Annotated in this window: 17 protein-coding genes; 13 read left to right on the plus strand and 4 right to left on the minus strand. The window is 47.3% G+C overall.

Annotated elements, in window-relative coordinates; all coding sequences use genetic code 11:
- Positions 1–183 precede the first annotated feature (183 nt).
- Positions 184–1,275 (plus strand): hypothetical protein, encoded by a 1,092-nt coding sequence (locus ACFSUC_RS13700; protein ID WP_379930183.1) that lies wholly within the window; start codon positions 184–186, stop codon positions 1,273–1,275.
- 691 nt (positions 1,276–1,966) lie between these two features.
- Here ACFSUC_RS13700 and ACFSUC_RS13705 read toward each other — a convergent pair.
- Together ACFSUC_RS13705 and ACFSUC_RS13710 are read right to left on the minus strand one after the other, a co-directional pair.
- On the minus strand, positions 1,967–2,410 hold the full coding sequence (locus ACFSUC_RS13705) for a hypothetical protein (protein WP_379930184.1): 444 nt from the start codon (positions 2,408–2,410) through the stop codon (positions 1,967–1,969).
- Positions 2,411–2,590: 180 nt separating this feature from the next.
- On the minus strand, positions 2,591–2,968 hold the full coding sequence (locus ACFSUC_RS13710; protein WP_379930185.1) for a hypothetical protein: 378 nt from the start codon (positions 2,966–2,968) through the stop codon (positions 2,591–2,593).
- Positions 2,969–3,181: 213 nt separating this feature from the next.
- On the opposite strand from ACFSUC_RS13710, the gene ACFSUC_RS13715 reads away from it, so the two are divergent.
- The 6 genes from ACFSUC_RS13715 (at position 3,182) to ACFSUC_RS13740 (ending at position 9,333) form a co-directional block, all read left to right on the plus strand.
- Complete coding sequence (locus ACFSUC_RS13715) at positions 3,182–4,951, plus strand: hypothetical protein (RefSeq protein WP_379930186.1); 1,770 nt, start codon at positions 3,182–3,184, stop codon at positions 4,949–4,951.
- A 168-nt stretch (positions 4,952–5,119) separates the two neighbouring features.
- Entirely contained in the window at positions 5,120–6,382 is a 1,263-nt protein-coding gene (locus ACFSUC_RS13720) for an MFS transporter (RefSeq protein ID WP_379930187.1), read from the plus strand.
- 182 nt (positions 6,383–6,564) lie between these two features.
- Positions 6,565–7,290 (plus strand): YebC/PmpR family DNA-binding transcriptional regulator, encoded by a 726-nt coding sequence (locus tag ACFSUC_RS13725; protein WP_379930188.1) that lies wholly within the window; start codon positions 6,565–6,567, stop codon positions 7,288–7,290.
- Positions 7,291–7,574: 284 nt separating this feature from the next.
- On the plus strand, positions 7,575–8,054 hold the full coding sequence (locus ACFSUC_RS13730; protein ID WP_379930189.1) for a DinB family protein: 480 nt from the start codon (positions 7,575–7,577) through the stop codon (positions 8,052–8,054).
- Positions 8,055–8,090: 36 nt separating this feature from the next.
- A complete protein-coding gene (locus ACFSUC_RS13735) occupies positions 8,091–8,540 on the plus strand; it encodes a GNAT family N-acetyltransferase (RefSeq protein ID WP_379930190.1) in 450 nt (149 codons plus the stop codon).
- A 13-nt stretch (positions 8,541–8,553) separates the two neighbouring features.
- Positions 8,554–9,333 carry a hypothetical protein gene (locus tag ACFSUC_RS13740; RefSeq protein WP_379930191.1) on the plus strand — a complete coding sequence of 260 codons (780 nt, stop codon included), beginning with the start codon at positions 8,554–8,556 and terminating at the stop codon, positions 9,331–9,333.
- Positions 9,334–9,743: 410 nt separating this feature from the next.
- On the opposite strand, the gene ACFSUC_RS13745 is transcribed toward ACFSUC_RS13740, so the two are convergent.
- Positions 9,744–10,094: a hypothetical protein gene (locus tag ACFSUC_RS13745; RefSeq protein WP_379930192.1), complete on the minus strand. Its 351-nt coding sequence runs from the start codon at positions 10,092–10,094 to the stop codon at positions 9,744–9,746.
- A 35-nt stretch (positions 10,095–10,129) separates the two neighbouring features.
- Entirely contained in the window at positions 10,130–11,428 is a 1,299-nt protein-coding gene (gene nagA, locus ACFSUC_RS13750) for an N-acetylglucosamine-6-phosphate deacetylase (RefSeq protein ID WP_379930193.1), read from the minus strand.
- Positions 11,429–11,589: 161 nt separating this feature from the next.
- Here nagA and ACFSUC_RS13755 point away from each other — a divergent pair, with 161 nt between their 5' ends.
- The 6 genes from ACFSUC_RS13755 to ACFSUC_RS13780 all read left to right on the plus strand — a co-directional run bounded on the left by ACFSUC_RS13755 (position 11,590) and on the right by ACFSUC_RS13780 (position 17,241).
- The gene (locus ACFSUC_RS13755; protein ID WP_379930194.1) at positions 11,590–12,447 is read left to right on the plus strand and encodes a MurR/RpiR family transcriptional regulator; all 858 of its coding nucleotides are present in this window, start codon (positions 11,590–11,592) and stop codon (positions 12,445–12,447) included.
- Positions 12,448–12,452: 5 nt separating this feature from the next.
- On the plus strand, positions 12,453–13,214 hold the full coding sequence (gene nagB, locus ACFSUC_RS13760; RefSeq protein ID WP_379930195.1) for a glucosamine-6-phosphate deaminase: 762 nt from the start codon (positions 12,453–12,455) through the stop codon (positions 13,212–13,214).
- 146 nt (positions 13,215–13,360) lie between these two features.
- Positions 13,361–14,311 carry a DoxX-like family protein gene (locus ACFSUC_RS13765; protein ID WP_379930196.1) on the plus strand — a complete coding sequence of 317 codons (951 nt, stop codon included), beginning with the start codon at positions 13,361–13,363 and terminating at the stop codon, positions 14,309–14,311.
- Between the two features lie 128 nt (positions 14,312–14,439).
- Complete coding sequence (locus ACFSUC_RS13770) at positions 14,440–15,120, plus strand: DUF4166 domain-containing protein (protein WP_379930197.1); 681 nt, start codon at positions 14,440–14,442, stop codon at positions 15,118–15,120.
- Between the two features lie 127 nt (positions 15,121–15,247).
- The gene (locus tag ACFSUC_RS13775) at positions 15,248–15,934 is read left to right on the plus strand and encodes a response regulator transcription factor (RefSeq protein WP_379930198.1); all 687 of its coding nucleotides are present in this window, start codon (positions 15,248–15,250) and stop codon (positions 15,932–15,934) included.
- Positions 15,931–17,241: a sensor histidine kinase gene (locus ACFSUC_RS13780; protein WP_379930199.1), complete on the plus strand. Its 1,311-nt coding sequence runs from the start codon at positions 15,931–15,933 to the stop codon at positions 17,239–17,241. The genes ACFSUC_RS13775 and ACFSUC_RS13780 overlap by 4 nt, the downstream gene beginning before the upstream one ends.
- Positions 17,242–17,296: the final 55 nt, after the last annotated feature.

Raw genomic sequence — 17,296 nt, forward strand, 5'->3', positions numbered from 1 at the left:
CTCTTTCACCACTTGCAGTTTAAATTCTCTTGCATACTTTTGTCTTTTCAAATGAAGCGCCCCCTGACTATGAATAGTATAATCATATGAACTTATATTGTCCAAATACTATAGGGGGCTTAAGAGGTTTGCAAAAGAGCGTATGAGTTAGGGTGGCATCCCACGTTTAAGGATTTTGAGAGAATGTATGCTAAAAATTATGATAGGTCCCCATCCAGGATAGAAAGGGTTGGCAAGAAGTACCAATGGATTGCTTTTCATGAGCTATTAGCAATTATGTCGGATAATTTGCACTGGGTTGACCGTGGTTATAGTGATATAGATGATTCAGAGTTCAGGGGTCCTTGGCAAAATCATTTGCGTGATTTAGATCCATCCTTGTGGATACGAGAAACTGAAGATTCGGGATGGGATGAATTCGAAGGTTCGTGGTGGCAACCTTTTGTTTTTCCATTTGTTAATGACGAACTGCAAAATCAGAAGTCTTGGCTTTGGGATAAGGCAATTGTCCCTCCGTTTAAGGAGTTATTAGAAAGGACAAACCCAATTGATAATAAAAGGTGGATGGTTCTAAGAGGGTTTTCTAAATGGAGTAAGAAACCCGAAATGGATGAAGATAAAATTCCAAGTCAAGATGCCTGGTTTAGGATAAATACATGTATTATTAATAAAAAAGATGCTGATAAACTTAAAAAGAAACTAAAGGGTGAAAACTTATGCGATCCAGATATTTCGAATCCAAGTTCAACAGACCACCAAGGATTTTTAAAAGAATATCCTTGGCATCCGTATTATAAAGAAATGCTTGATTGGATAGAATCGGACTCTGATGCTAATTGGCGGGAATTAATAAATGTTAACTATCTTGTTCCTACAAATCAGTATGAGTGGGAGTCTGGTAGCACCGACAAATCATTAAATAAGTCAATTTCAATATACTTGCCAAATAAACTTTTAATTAGTGATATGGGCTTGAAATTTAAGCATAATACATATGGGGAATGGGTTGATTCAAATAATAATCTAGCATTTATTGATCCAAGCATTAAAGAAATTGGCCCTTCATATGCATTAATTAGGAAAGACATCATGAACGAGTGGCTTGAAGCAAATGAATTACAATTAGTCTGGCTTATTGGGGGCGAAAAACAACTTTTTACAAGTATGGCTAGTAAATTCTTTGGTAGACTTGTTTACAGCGGAATATATACCTATACTGATAAAGGTATTGATGGTGAGATGTGGTGTATAGAAGAAAAGGGTCACTATGAATGAGGAAGTATTAGAAAAATTCATTACTATAATGTAAGTGTATAATTCTCCCAAGAGGTGAGATACAAAATCTAAAATCTAAGTTCTACTAAGACTATGAAAAAGAGAACGAACTACCCCGCCGAATTTAAACCGAAGGTTGTATTGGAGATCCTAGCTGAATAGTCTATAGTGAATGAAATCACTGCAAAGTATGATGTTAGTCCTGTGGTCTTCTCTCTTTGGAAAAAAGAGTTCTTAGCTTTGAAAGTGTTTAAGAAAGGGCCTTCCAAGATAAAAGGAACTCGAACACAGCCACGAGCATATTGCAGAACTAGAGCATAAAGTCTGCCAGCTTACCTATGAGGTAGGCTGGCTGAAAAAAATCTACAGAAATTCTCGGACCCTGCTGGAAGAAGAATCTATTAAGTGTGAATAGAAGCAGTGTGTATCGAGAACCGCCCAAGGTGAAGACGATAGCTATCAACACAATTATTTCCAGTTTGATAATTTGCAATCTTCATCTGTGTTTGTCTACAATCAAACTGGATTATATCCGTCATAAATATCGAACAGCCCATTATATTCCAAAAGGTAAATGGCGGTGCAGATTGGTCCAAAGTGGAGCTCGTGAGTTCATCTCTTTATTCCTCCATCATCCACTCATCATCGCTCACAATTAACCATCTGTTGCTGTTACATGCTGATTATGTACTTAATCACTTCTCATTTCGATCAGATTGATGAAGGCACGAAGCTTGTTATTGCTGCGACCTACTTCCATTTCTTTATCGCCATCTATAATGGTGACGGTTTTGCCGTTGATTGCACCCTTCACGTTTATACGCTGATCGGACTTGCCTTTGATGACGAACTGGCCGTCCGAGTCTTCTTCATATACATAATCGGTGTGAGAGGCCAGCTTGTCAATCGCCTCCGCCTCGGCTGCGGCTGCCGCTTCTTCTGCTGCGACGGCTTCTGCCTCCAGAATCTCAGCAGGTTCATGCTGGAAGCCAAAGTACAGCATACCGCCCACTAATGCAACCACGGGGAGCCATTTGAGGTTTGATCTGATCGACTTGATGATCAACACACAAACGAGCAACATGAACAAAACAATCCATAAATTTTCCTGTAAAAATGCAAGCAATCCTTCCAAAAAACCACCTCTTTATCTGTCTATGTATAAACCTTTTCTATTTTGACATAAGCCCATTCTCGTTTCAACCCTCACGACGATAAAAATGAGAACCATCTAGACCTGGTTTGATCATAGGTATAGATGGTTCCGAAATAAACTAGAAATGTGGATAGCTGAAAATGGGGCCATTATTTCGGTTTACTGTATAAGCTGATAGACCTTGCCATCAGCAAACAGTACCGATTCCGAGGATTCGTTTTCCACTTTATAAAGGATGGTGCCCTCAGGTAGAGCAGTAGCGGCTCCATTCTTCCATTTATCGTCCTCACATGAATCCGCATCGACGGTATGTTGCACTTGACCCAATTCCTTTCCCTTTACCACAGACGATGCTTCTGCGTTTACGTTCACTTTGTACGTGTTGTCGTCCCATTTGATGACATCTGCATATTTGGTTATGACAGATTGGCAATTTTCTTCATTCCGATCAGGCTTTTCAACGATCAGAAAGTTGTAGGAAACCAGTAATACCGCGATCCAGCTCAGAAGATAGAGTCCATTTTTCATTTTTTTCAAGTCTAATCCCTCCTGTATCAGTACATACGAGACTCTTTCTCCTAGGTTTCACCTAAAGTCGAAACTTGTTGGAAGAACAAATAATAGAACAGGAAAAGAAGGAAGTATATAGGAAAAGTCGAAATGAATAGATCATAACCAACCTTGGCTGCATCATGTACAACTGTAAATGAAAGAAGAACGTTCATGATTGTGAAAATAAGGAGGAGTCCCGTGCGGAACCGGTGGCCATTCATTCTGCTCGTAACCATACTTGTCTTGCTAGTTGGATGTGAAGCGGAACAAAGAAATCTGATAGAAGGGACAGCGAACCCAGAGCTTTCAACAGAAGGGGATTTTGTATTCAGTCGGGATATCCTCTCGATAGGTATCGGGGAAAGCGATGATCAAGCAAGTCAGCAAATCTATTCCTTTGAAGGGACAGAGGTTCATCAGACTCCGACTCAACTGGTGATGCATCGGGAGGAACTATTGATTGATCTCAAATTGAAATCGAGCCTTGTTCATCCAACGGTCGAAGACCTGCTCAATCAAATCAGCATAGAGGGTACGACCCGATATACGTTCACGAAAGAAGAACGAGAAGAGGGCATATATCTGCTGTCTCTCATTTATGAACAGTCTCCTATTAAAGTAAAGCTGGGAGATATGAAACCGATGGAGTTTATAAAGCATGAAAAGCTGGGGGTTATCGTGGATCAGACTTCCCTTTCGGAGGACGGACTGGTTGTTCATACGGGAATATCCGAGCATGCAGCTGTGAAAGTGTCGCATTCGAAAAAGAGTTTGAACCTGGTTTTCTCTGAAGAAATGGATACCCGGTATGGAACTGAACTGCTGCCAGCCGGAGAATGGATTGATCCTACAACCTATCAACTGCATATATGGGACAATGCACGAGAGAAAGTTGGAAACCTCTTCATAAGTGACCACGGCACCCATTTCACAGTATCGCTGGAGCATTTCCGGGCAAAGAGCGGAAATTTTATTGAGATCGGTTCGCGCTTGCCTTCCATCTCCATAGAGAGAGTACAGAAAAAGAATTGGTTCGATATGAACAGTCATGAACGAGTGGGATGGTCAGAGCTGGATTACTTCTATGCAGACATCGTATTTTCAGCGGACAACAAGCAATACGTTGGGGTTGCAGAGATATGGAATCAGAGCATGCTCCATGCCGAAAGAGCCTACCAGCTTGTATTGCACAGGAAGGGAGAGCTGCCGTTAGTCATGGAAGAAGGCTTGTCAGCCATGACTTCACGGGTACAATGGCTGGATCATGAACGATTGCTTTATGCGGACAATCATCGTATTTATGTATATGACGTGAACCGCCAGGAGCGAGAAGTGATTCAGGATTTTTCAGACAGCAACAATCAAGAAAGGCTTCATCAGGTTACTTACGATCAGTGGACGGATCGGCTGGTATTCATGACCATTACGCCGCTGAAGAGTGAGACAGATTATGCGTACGCGTTTCACAGATGGATCTATGCGAATCTTACAGAGCCAGTCATAGAAAAACAAAGCTATACGACTGGAACAATCAGAATGTGGCCGAACATTCCCAGGATGCCCGTGCACATTTCGGAACAAGGCTATTACTGGACGGTCACGAGAGATGATCAGATATGGACCCGTTATGAGGGTAGAGACGGGTCTGTAGATGAGGCGGAAGGAAAGGTTCTGCTGCTGGACAATTCACTCGCCTATTTGGAAAAACAAGCACGATCCCAGCAAACCGGATTGTGGTATTCCACCTATTATCAATGGCATGCCCAACATGATCTCAAACAGATGGTAACGGCACCCGGTGACCTTCGCGTCGCTGGTAAACAACTGATCTCACAGACAGATGAAGGACTTTATCGTTATCTGGCCGAGTATGACAAATGGGAGCAGGCAGAGGAATTCGGAAACGCCGTATTTTTTTCTCCTTCTTCCCAGAGCGGGATGTACAAGCAAGTGGATGAATACGAGTGACAGTCCTGTCAGTCCTGTCAGTCTGATAACGGCATCTTTCATATATAGATCGATGGAGATGAACACCAAATCATTCATAGATAGATATGGAGACCTGGATTTTTCCTGAAATCAGTAGACCATTGCTTCGCGCAGCAGAGAGGAAAAACAGGGAAAAGGAGAAGATCGATGTCCACGAACAAACAGCACGTGAGAGCCTGGGTGATGTATGACTGGGCAAACTCAGCTTTTGCAGCGACGATGATGGCTGCTGTTCTGCCCGTATTTTATTCTGAAGTGGCCGCAGCTCCGCTGGAGGATCATGTGGCGACATCATACTGGGGATTTACCCAGACGATTGCGATGGTTTTGATGGCGGTGATGGCACCCGTGCTTGGAGCTGTGGCGGATTATTCCGGTTTGAAGATGCGCTTTTTGCGATTTTTTGCCTTGATGGGCATTTTGGCCTCGGCAGGCTTTGTTTTTGTCGGGGAAGGAGATTATATACTGGCTTCGGGATTGTTCATCTTTGGCCTGGTCGGATTTTCTAATGCCAATACGTTTTATGACGGCCTATTGCCCGATCTCGTCCCGGATGAGCAGCGGGATCGGGTATCTTCACAAGGCTTTGCCTTCGGGTATATAGGCGGTGGCCTTCTGCTGGTGCTGAACCTGCTGTGGATTCAGAAGCCGGAATGGTTCGGCATCCCAGATACGCTGACGGGGACACGGATTTCATTTCTATCCGTGGCGCTATGGTGGTTGCTGTTTTCCTTGCCATTGATGAGGCGGGTACGAGACACGCGGCGGCATGGCGAACTACAGGTTCGGCAGTATGCACGCATTGGCTTTAGCCGCATTTGGCATACGTTGCGCCATCTCCGGCAATATCCGGAGCTGTTGAAGTTTATGTTGGCCTTCTGGTTTTTCAATGACGGCATCAGTACAATCATTACGATGGCGACGATCTATGGCAAAGAGATCGGCATTGGCACCTCAGATCTGATCGGTGCGCTGGTGATTACCCAGTTTGTCGGCATCCCGTTTACGCTGTTGCTGGGAAAGCTGGCGGATAGATGGGGATCGAAGCGAACCTTAACGCTATCGCTATGGGTGTATGTGCTGATCGTACTCTTGGGGGCGCTGATGACCTCGGCCCTTCATTTTTATCTACTTGCCTTTATGGTGGGGCTCGTTCAGGGAGGAAGTCAGGCCTTGTCCCGCTCGATATACAGCAAAATGATCCCGAAAGAGCGGGCTGCTGAATTTTTCGGTTTTCTGAATTTGTCCAGCAAATTTTCTGCGATTGTCGGACCGCTCGTTTTTTCAACTGTCGGGTTGTTGACAGGCTCCAGCCGGTGGGGAATCCTTGCGCTGCTCTTGTTTTTCATAGCTGGTATTGTTCTGCTGGCGAAGGTCAACATCGAGAAGGGAAAATCACAGGCTGTATGAATCGTGTAGGGTAAACGGGAACCGAACAGAACGAAGATGTACAGGATATTTGTCATTTAGATCAGACGCGGATTTTTGTCATTCAGGTTAGCGGGGGTTTGTGATAAAATGTAAGATTGTAAGAGTGAATTTGCCGCAAAAATCGAATCATACTTCTTAACCTGGCAGAAAGAGGGGACACAATGGGTCGCAAGTGGAACAATATCAAAGAGAAAAAAGCAAGCAAAGATAAAAACACCAGTCGTATTTATGCCAAATTCGGGCGTGAGATTTATGTAGCCGCCAAGCAGGGTGAGCCGGACCCGGAATCAAACCGCAATTTAAAGGTCGTTCTGGAGCGCGCCAAGACATACAATGTACCCAAGGCCATCATTGATCGTGCGCTGGAGAAGGCAAAGGGCGGAGCGGATGAGAATTACGAAGAGCTAAGATATGAAGGATTTGGCCCAAGCGGCTCCATGCTGATCGTGGAAGCGCTGACGAATAACGTCAACCGCACCGCACCGGAAGTGCGTTCTGCATTCAATAAAAATGGCGGCAGCATGGGCGTCAGCGGTTCTGTTTCCTATATGTTCGATGAAACTGCTGTGATCGGACTGGAAGGAAAAAGTGCCGATGAAGTGCTGGAAATCCTGATGGAAGCGGACGTGGATGCGCGGGATTTGCTAGAGGAAGACACCACCGTTATTGTGTATGCGGAACCGGATCAATTCCATGCGGTACAGGAAGCGCTTGGCCAAGCGGGTGTATCTGAATTCAGTATCGCCGAGCTGACGATGCTGCCGCAAACCGAAGTAACGCTGTCTGAGGAAGACCTGGCACAGTTTGAGAAATTGGTCGATGCATTGGAAGACCTGGAGGATGTACAGCGTGTCTACCACAATGTAGACATGGAAGGCGAATCCTGATTTACGGAATCCCCAATTCTAACTTCATTCGAACCGAATTGGCATTCAATGACAACATCATGACGACAGATGATACAGACTTCGCTGAGAGCACAAGGCAGCAAGTCTGTTTTTCTTTATGGATGCGTTATATCTAATCCATGTCTCCAAACCCTGATATTCATGGACCTGATTGATAGGCATGAGGGATTGTAAGCTAGCAAATGAGTTTCTTCTACATAAGTAACCGTCTGAAAAAGAGGTCAAATCCAGCTTTAAATTTAAAAGAAACGGGTGTGGTGTCGATGAATGCAATGGATGTCATCATTTTAAATTTTCAAGAGATCAGAAGTAGAAGTGAGAGGGTTTGGAAAGCGATCCCCGACGAAATGTTGGATTGGAAACCGGATAACGAAGCGTTTACGTGTGCGGAAATGATCAGACATATCTTACAAGCGGAGTTTCTTTATCACCAAGTTCTAATAGGAAGAGGGGGGAAAATCTTAGCTGATGTATTCAATCCTTTCGAAGGGAAAGCATTCATATCGGTAGAGAATGAACTTCAATTTGCAAAGCCGTATCGGGAGAAATTCTTGACGTATCTTCAATCCATTCCTATCGATGATTTGGAAAACATCGATATTGATCTTCTTGAGGCAGGCGGCTATGTGAAAAAACTCGGGGATATGCTATTGCGCATCGCCTATCACGAATCTGTCCACACCGGCCAGTTGTTAAACTATATGAGAACAATGGGAGTGGATCGCCCTCATATATGGAATTGACGATATGGAGAAAGGTTGATTTAGGAGGGAATATCGATGGCCGAAATGAGCCACGTTCGGCAAATTCATGATGAAGAATGGCCGCAGTTGATGGATTTGTATGAACAGATGCATCCGGAAGATCCAGTTCTTTCTTCAAATGAGCTACAGCCCTTGCTGCAGCAAATCCAGGAGGATGACTACCACTACCTATTCGGTGCTTTTGTAGAAGATAAGCTGGTGGCGACCTGTGTGCTCGTCATCATACCGAACTTGACGCGAGGCGGCAAACCGTATGGCTTGATTGAAAATGTTGTGACCGATGCCCGATTCCGCAGGCAGGACCTTGCCACACGCGTATTAAAAATTGCATTGGAAACGGCCTGGCAGCAGCAATGCTATAAGGTGATGCTCATGACCGGTGCACAGGAAGCGGGCACACTGCAATTTTACGAACAGGCCGGATTTGCATGCGGAGTGAAGACCGGACTGATTGCCAAACCTTGAGGAGGACGTACTAGTGCATGCTACGACGGATGTGATGGAAGTGTGGAAGCAGTTTGATGATTTTGCGATGGAGACATTGACCAAGGCCTGGCACTGGAAACAGCATCAGGGAAGTGTCAGCCAACGAACAGTCGCGCAAATGAAGGAGCACCGCCATCTGTATGGCACCTCAGGCAATTGCTTTGATCTGGCGATTTGGCTGATTGATGAATGCCGGTTGAAAGGCATCACGGCCTATGCGACCGGTCACGACTGGCACACTCCCAACGCCCATGTGGCGGTTATCGTGGTCAATCATGAGGGATATCGATTTTTATGTGATTTGGGAGATCAGTGGATACAGCCGATTTTGGTTGATCCACGGAGTGAGGATTTTTGTGAAGATATGATGGCTGGTTTTTTTCCGGCTGCACGGACCCAGGTGAAAGTTCAACATCAGCAAGCAGAAATCGCCTATATACGTCCCAACGGTAAAGTTAGCAGACAGGTGTTCGGACTGGAACCTGTGGAAGACGGACAGGTTTGGGAAGCGGGTGGGCGTTCGCAGCGTGATGTGCGGCAATCACTAGTAGAACGAAGACTGTTTCTGGGAAATGACGATGTGCATCACTGGGAGTTTTCCAGATGGCACAGTTTTGTCTCAACTCCCCAGGGACTCCAACCGGAAGCACCGCTTGAATCGCTGTTCGCCTGGAGCGAACGCATTCAGTCAAGAACGGGAATGGCCCAATCGGTGATCGAGTCCGCGCTGACATATTATATGGAGATAGAAAAAGTGAAGCCAGACAGGTAGAAAAAACATAAACAAATGCGGAGAGAGGTTGAGTCACATGCAAAAGTATTGAATCAAGGGATAGACGATCGTGCTGATTAAGAACAGGGCAAGATCCTGGCTATCGAAACCTACGATCAATTGAAAGCGTTCAATTATTACCGTCCGCCTGGGGGAACCGTGGAATTCGGCGAAAAGACGATCGAAATGAAATCATGTATGTATATCGAGGTCATTTTGTAGACGAGCGCTTATATGAACAGGAGACAATGATGGCGGTCGAGGTTAACGGGCAAGATAGATATAACAAGATAGATATAAAAAGAAAAAAAAGACCGATAAAGACAGGTGAACATGTCTCTTCGGTCTGGCCTGGCTGACAATCTCCCAGTTCTCAATAATATCGAAAGTGATGATTCAAGCGTTATGGATTAGTAAAAATAAGGGAAGAACAATCTGCGAATTCCGTAATACGGGAATCTGAATCTACCGAAGCGGCGGAAGCGACCCGGGTAGCCATATCCATACCCGTAGCCATACGGATACCCATAAGGATAGCCATAAGGGTAATATTGTCTCTGCGCATTCATCATTGGACCTTCAGATTCCTGATCGCCCATCGGCAGCAGCATATATACATGATCATCGTCCATCGACTCAATGATGCCGTCATATTGATGACCATCCTGACTTTCCGCCATGACATAATAGTAGCGATGCTGGTGGCAAAAGTGCTGCAGGTCTTTCTTTTCCATCTGGGCTTGGGGTTGTGCATGATGCATGTGAAGCACCTCCTTCACCCACAGGGTATGAATGCCTATAGACTTTTGCTACTGTGGACGGATAAGAAATTTTGGGCAGCGAATACGCGCTTCCCTTCCACATAGGTAGCGGCAATATTTCCTGCATGGTCCAGGATGACAATATCTGCATCCTTCCCGATTTCCAGTGAGCCTTTTGTTTGATCTACTTTCGCCTGTTTGGCAGCATTAATCGTAAAATAAGGAATAACCGCTTCAAGAGGCAGATTGGTGTAGGATAAGGTATTTCGCAAAGCCTGATGCATGGTGAGCGTGCTGCCTGCTAGATTGCCTTCTTTGCTACCCTTCCTCTTATTACTTTCCCTATGGGTTCCATTGGTCACTTCTTCAGGGGTTTCCTCCCCGTCATCGATCTTCAATCGTACGATCTGGTTTTCGAGTTCAACGGCCAATCCGCCAAGTGTATAAGTCCCGTCCGTCAGCCCTGCTACCGAGATGCAATCCGTGATGCAGACGACTTTGTCCTTCGGTTTTTGCGCCATTACCCACGGGATCAGATGGGGATGGATATGAATGCCGTCACAGATTAACTCCGTACATAGGGCATCATGCATGAGGGCCGTGCCGGCTACCCCAGGATCACGATGATGCAGAGGGCGCATGCCGTTGAATAGATGAGTTACTTGAGAGGCGCCCCAATGGATGGCCTCCAGCATTTGGACATGCGTGGCATCTGAATGACCAATAGAGACGGTGATTCCTGCGTCCACAGCCCATCGGATCACATCCTCAGCGCCTTGCAGCTCCGGCGCGATAGTAAGGAGTTTAAGCTGATGATCTGACGCTTCCGCATAGTGTTGGCATTCCGCCAAATTGGGCTGTCGCAAATGGGCAGGGTTTTGTGCGCCAGTTCGGGCTGGATGAAGAAAAGGGCCTTCGAGATGAACACCTATTATGCGAGCGCCCGTGTTCGTCTGTTGTCGGTTGTAACCGGCTACCCCTTTTAATGCGTGAAGAATGCGTTCCCTGGATGCTGACATCGTGGTCGCGAGCAGGGAGGTCGTACCGTGAGCAGCGTGAAAGTCACACATCGCGGCGAGTTGCGTATGATCTCCGCTCATGACATCCCCTCCACCACCGCCGTGTACATGCAGATCGATCATGCCAGGGATCAGCTGCAGGTCACGGGCATCCACCCGTATGCAAGTCTCTGACAGAACAGGCATGGGGTCACCTTTCCGATAAATACCCGCGATTTTGCTATTCTCCACGAGCAATGAAGCCTCTTCGATTACTTCATATCCGGTATAAATTCGTGCATGTTCAAACCATTGCGTCTGAGCCTGTACGGTCATATTTATCCCTCCGTTATATCGGGTACCGCCCTGAAACCATCAAGGCCGCTCAAATATCAGGTAGTTGTTTACAAGGCATTGTTGAAAATATTTTTCTTTTTAATTATAATTAAATTGAAAATTATTTTCAATAGGACGGGATGATAAAAGGAGGACAACAGATGTCTTACATCCTTCATACGATTCAGGAACTGCTTCCGACCTTGCAGGGCAAGGACAAGGACCTGGCAGCATATATACTCGCCCATCCGAAGCCATTGACCCAAATGAGTATCACGGAGGTGGCCAGGCAATCCGGAGCCAGCCCCGCAACCATTACGCGATTTTGCAAAAGTTTGCACTTTGCGGGCTTTCCGGATCTGAAAGTCAAGCTTTCCAGTGATCTGGCGAGCAGGTCGGTCTCCAATTCGTATCAGGATCTGGTGGAAGGCAATACACTTCCGGCGATTATCCAGGCGATAGAGGCCAATCACATTCGTTCCATTATGGATACGACTCAATTGATCGAACCGGAGCAGTGGGAGTTGGTGATTGAACGTCTCCTGGAAGCCAGGCGAATCGATCTGTACGGCGTTGCGACCTCAGGACTGGTTGCCCAGGATTTTTATCAGAAGCTGGTTCGCATTGGCAAGCCGGCTGCTGCCTTTACGGACACGCACATGCAGATTACCTCGGCTTCCAGCCTGACTGAAGAGGATGTAGCCTTTGTCATTTCCTATTCCGGTGAGACACCGGAAATGATTGATGCCCTGCGCTGTGCCAAGGACAATGGGGCTTATACGATTTCCCTCACCAAGTACGGGTCCAGTCCTTTGTCGCAGCTTGCAGACATAGCGCTATTTACAAGCTCGCTTGAATCGGGCATGCGAAGGGGAGACATGGCCTCAAGGATTGCCCAGCTTCATGTTATAGATATTCTGTTTACCGGCTTGACGACGAAGAAGTTCGACGCGTATGTACCGCGACTAGAGCATGCGTATCAAATGGTGCAGAGATACCGAAAAGACAAGGGGAGGTAACGGTCATGGACATTCGTATTTTTGATTCACATGAAGCGCTGGACAAGGCAGCGAGCGAGGTGATGGTAGAGCTGGCAAGAAGCAAGGAACGTCCCGTATTTGGTCTGGCTACCGGAGGCACACCGGTAGGGATTTATCAGGCGCTGATCCAGGTGTTTTCGGAGGAAAGGCTCAGTCTGAAACATGCTCTTGCCTTTAATCTGGATGAGTATGTCGGACTGCCTCCCTCACACTCGCAAAGCTATGCGTATTATATGCTGCAGCATCTGTTCGGGCATGTGGATATGCCCCCAGACCAGCGGCATATTCCGGACGGGATGGCCCGCGATCCTCACCAGGAATGTCTGCGTTATGACCAACTGCTGGCTGAGGCAGGACGGATAGATCTGCAACTACTGGGGCTTGGACATAACGGGCACATTGGCTTCAATGAGCCTGGGCGTGGGTTGGAAAGGGGCACCCATGTCGTCTCTCTCCAGGAAGAAACCCGAGAGGCCAACGCTCGCTTCTTCAGTGAGATGGAAGAGGTGCCAAAGCAGGCGATTACGATGGGCATGGGCACCATCTTGCAGGCGAGGATGATTTTATTGGTCGTCAAAGGCAAGGACAAGGCCGACGTATTGTCGAGCGCCTTAACCGGTCCGATCACCACGGAGCTTCCGGCTTCGCTGTTGCAAACCCATCCCCATTTGCTCGTGATGGCCGACCGGGAAGCGGGTGCCCAACTCTTCGCACAGGTTGATCTCAACATCATAGATAAAGCATAATAAGGTTATATTTGAGTGATAGATCCATCATGGAAATAGGTAGATCATAGACATAGGTAGATCATAGACATACATCAATCATAGATCAATGATAGTCAGGCAGACCTTCCGTGCACGCGTACTTGTCAGCCTAAAGGAGGGGGACCATGAAACCCAGTCCGTCGAAACCCATTTCGAAGCCCATTTCGAAGTCTTTTTCGAAGCCCATCTATGTGGAACGAAAAATCGATACAAGCATGGAGAAGCTCTGGCATGCTACGCAGCATCCCGATCAGCATCAGCAGTGGGATCTCAGGTTCTCGGAGATTTCCTATCTGCCCAAGGAACAGCAGTCGGACCCTCAGCAATTTGATTATCGTACGAAGATCGGATTTGGCTTGCAGATTGCCGGTAAGGGAGAGTCGATTCAGACGATTCAGGATGCGAGTCAGCGCACCAGTTCCCTGAAGTTTTGGTCGGATCAGCCCATCTCCCTCATCCGGTCAGGAAGCGGTTATTGGCAATATGTGCAGGAGGAAGACGGGATACGTTTTTTGACACAGTATCAGTATGAAACGAGATTTGGCAAGGCGGGACAGTGGCTGGATCGGTTCCTGTTCAATCCGCTGATGAGCTGGGCGACGGCGTGGAGCTTTGACTGCCTGCGATTGTGGCTGGAGAAAGGGATGGCACCCAAATGGTCGATTCAGCGAATGCTTGTCCATGTTATCTGTGTATGTGCTCTGGCGTTTGCCTGGATCTATCAGGGACTAGTACCGAAGCTGCTCGTTCCGGATAGCGGTGAGTTGGACATTCTGAGAGGATCTGGCTTGTTTAACGGCTATGAATCGCTTGTTTTGCAGGTGGTTGGGTGGGGGGAGATCGGACTTGGCGTTCTGATGTTCCTTCTCGCACGAAAAAAAGCAACCTATGTCGGAACGATTGTGCTGTTGTTGCTGTTGACGCTTGGAGCAGCGTTCTCTGCCCCCTCTTCATTCGTCGCCCCATTCAATCCGGTCACGCTCAATCTATTGATGATGGTGGTCGCGGTGACAGGTCTTCTACAGTTGCAAGACTTGCCTTCGGCCTCGAACTGCAAGCGACGAAAGCGTCTATGATGGTAAAATGGCGACAGTGGATCGCATATGAAATCGATTGGAATCTAATGAAACCTGTTGGAATCTTACAGAAACTTATAGGACCTTACTGAACCTTATAGGATGAGCATGATGGGAGGAGGCAGCAGATGCGGTCTATCTATGAGCAGGCATTAGGCGAAGATTTCAAGAAGCTGCATCCGAACATGCAGCAACGATTCGGAATGAACAGTACATCCGGTATCGCGCAAGTCGGGACCGGAACCATGGACCGTATTTGGGTCGGACACCGGGTTTTTCGGCCCTTTCTCGCTCTGGGGACAAAGCGACATACCCTCTTTCCCGATACGGGCAGAGAGGTGCCCTTTATGATTGAGAATTATGCGTACTTGGACGGTTTTGGACGGGAGACTGTTACGTGGGTGCGGACGTTTGATTTTGGACGCAAACAGCGGCGGTTTGATGCAACGATGATATACAGTCAGCAGAGAGGCGGGATCGTGGACTACCTGGGTACACACCAGCATCTGGCGGTAGATATTGAGCTTTCCGTCAACGAAAAGGGCGGTCTCCATCTGGTATCCACGAGGCAGAGATGGTATGAGAAATGGATCGGCCTTTCGGTTCCCCTCCTGTTGTCGGGCACGGCTGAATTTCAGGAATGGTACGATGAAGAGACGGCGCATTTTCGAATTAAAGTAAAGGTATCCCATCCCGTTTTCGGGCCCATTTTTGGCTATGAAGGACGATTTAAACTCGAGACGAAGACGCTCAAGGGAAATGAGGTCCCGATCCATGTCAAGCCCGTTCGGGAGGAAAGACGAGAATAAGGTAGCAGAGGACGACCGTCGTGATGACACGGACGTCTTTTTTATTTGCACGGCAGGAGGAAGGTGACAATATTGTCACGGAATGCGCAGAGATATCGGTATAATAGACATAGAAAGAGGTGAAGACATGCAGCAGATTCTAATTGTAGAAGATGATACGACCATTGCCATGGGCATTGAATATGCCTTGCAGCAAGAAGGTTTCGCGGTACAGGTGTGCCATCGCGCCCAACAGGCGTTGGAGCAAATGAATCAGAACAGATATGATCTCATTATTCTGGATGTGGGATTGCCCGACGGAAACGGGTTTGATTTATGCAAGCAGATTCGTTCCCGGCTGGACACGCCGGTTATTTTCCTTACCGCTATAGATGATGAAGTGAATGTCGTAATGGGACTGGATATTGGCGCAGATGATTACGTAACGAAGCCGTTTCGCGTCAGAGAGCTGATTTCCCGAATGAAGAGTGTGTTGCGTCGAAGCGGCAAACAGACGGATAAGAAGACGGAGATTCAGTTGGGGGATGTTTCCGTTCATCCGTCCGAGGCGAAAGTAACCAAAAGTGGGCAGGAAGTGGCCTTGACACCCATCGAATACAAGCTGCTACTGACATTTGCCAATCATAAGGGTCAGACTTTGTCCCGCCATCAGATTCTGGAAGGCATCTGGGACGTGGCCGGCGATTTTGTCAATGACAATACCTTGACCGTATATATTAAACGGCTCCGCGAGAAAATCGAGCACGATCCCCAGCATCCGGTGCTCATCCAGACTGTGCGGGGACTGGGTTACAGGGCGGGAGAAACGCCATGAAGATGCTGAAAAATCCCGAGTTTTCAAAACTTGTCATCCTGTGGCTCACGGGGCTGCTGACATTTGCGGTGATCGCATTTGGCCTTGCCACTTATCACTTTCATGCCCAAAGGGAGGCGATCTTCAACCAGCAGGCTGCGATTGTAGCTGCGGTATTGGATGACGCCATGCAGGACAAGCCAGGCGAACAAACCGATCAATCGTACAGGGATGATGAAAAAGCGGTGGTTGAGCAAATTCTTCGTCCCCAAACGGATGAAGTGGAGCGCGGCAAGGAATTGCTGAAACGCTACGGAATTGACCAAAATTTGATTTACAATGAGCAGGCAACGATGGTACAGCTTCATCACAGTCATATCGTTATGCTGCTGTTGCTGATTTTGCTTGCGTTTGTGACGATGGGGTACGTGCTTTGGCGTTATCTTCAGCTGCATTATCGAAAGCTGGATGAAGTCACGCACTATGCCCGCCTGATCGCAGAGGGAGAAGAAGCACTGGATATGCGAGATAACGAGGAAGGAACGGTCAGCATCCTCAAAAATGAGATGTACAAGATTACTTCCATGCTGCGGGAGCAAAAAAATGATCTGCAACAAGACAAGGTGCAGCTGGCTGCATCCATCGCGGATATATCTCATCAGTTAAAGACCCCGATGACCTCCCTGTTTGTCGTTCATGATGTGCTGCAGGACAATCCGGCTGAGGAGGTCAAGGAAAAATTTCTTCATCGCATGCAGGCACAGCTCGATCGCATGGAATGGCTCATCTCTTCCCTGCTGAAACTGGCCAAGCTCGATGCTGGAACCATTGAAATGAAGAAGGAGCTTTACCCGATTCAGACGCTGATTGACCGGTCGCTGGAGTCGCTCAGTGTCCCTCTCGATATCCGCATGCAACAGGTGACGGTTCATGGTGATGAACGGATCATGCTCAGGGGGGATCTGAACTGGACCCGTGAAGCTCTCGTCAATATGTTGAAGAATGCCGTCGAGCATACTCCCGAAGGCGGTGAAATCGAGTTGACGTATGAGACCAATCCGCTGTATACGAAGCTGACGATCGCAGATAACGGAGCCGGCATTGATCCGCAAGATCTGCCTTATATCTTCAATCGGTTTTACCGTGGGAAAAACGCCGGTGCCGACAGTGTAGGCATTGGTTTGGCGATGGCCTATGCCATTATCAAGAAGCAGGGCGGAGATTTGACCGTGCACAGTGAGCCAGGAGAGGGCACCACGTTTACCGTGACTTTTTTTCATGCGTCCTCTTCTGAAGACAGAAATCATCTCCATCCTGCATCCAGGTGACAAAAGTGTCACCTCTTCCGTCACGGGATTGTCATGTTGGTTCATTATACTGAAG

The organism is Marinicrinis sediminis (assembly GCF_042685085.1).
In the GTDB taxonomy this organism is placed as follows: domain Bacteria; phylum Bacillota; class Bacilli; order Paenibacillales; family KCTC-33676; genus Marinicrinis; species Marinicrinis sediminis.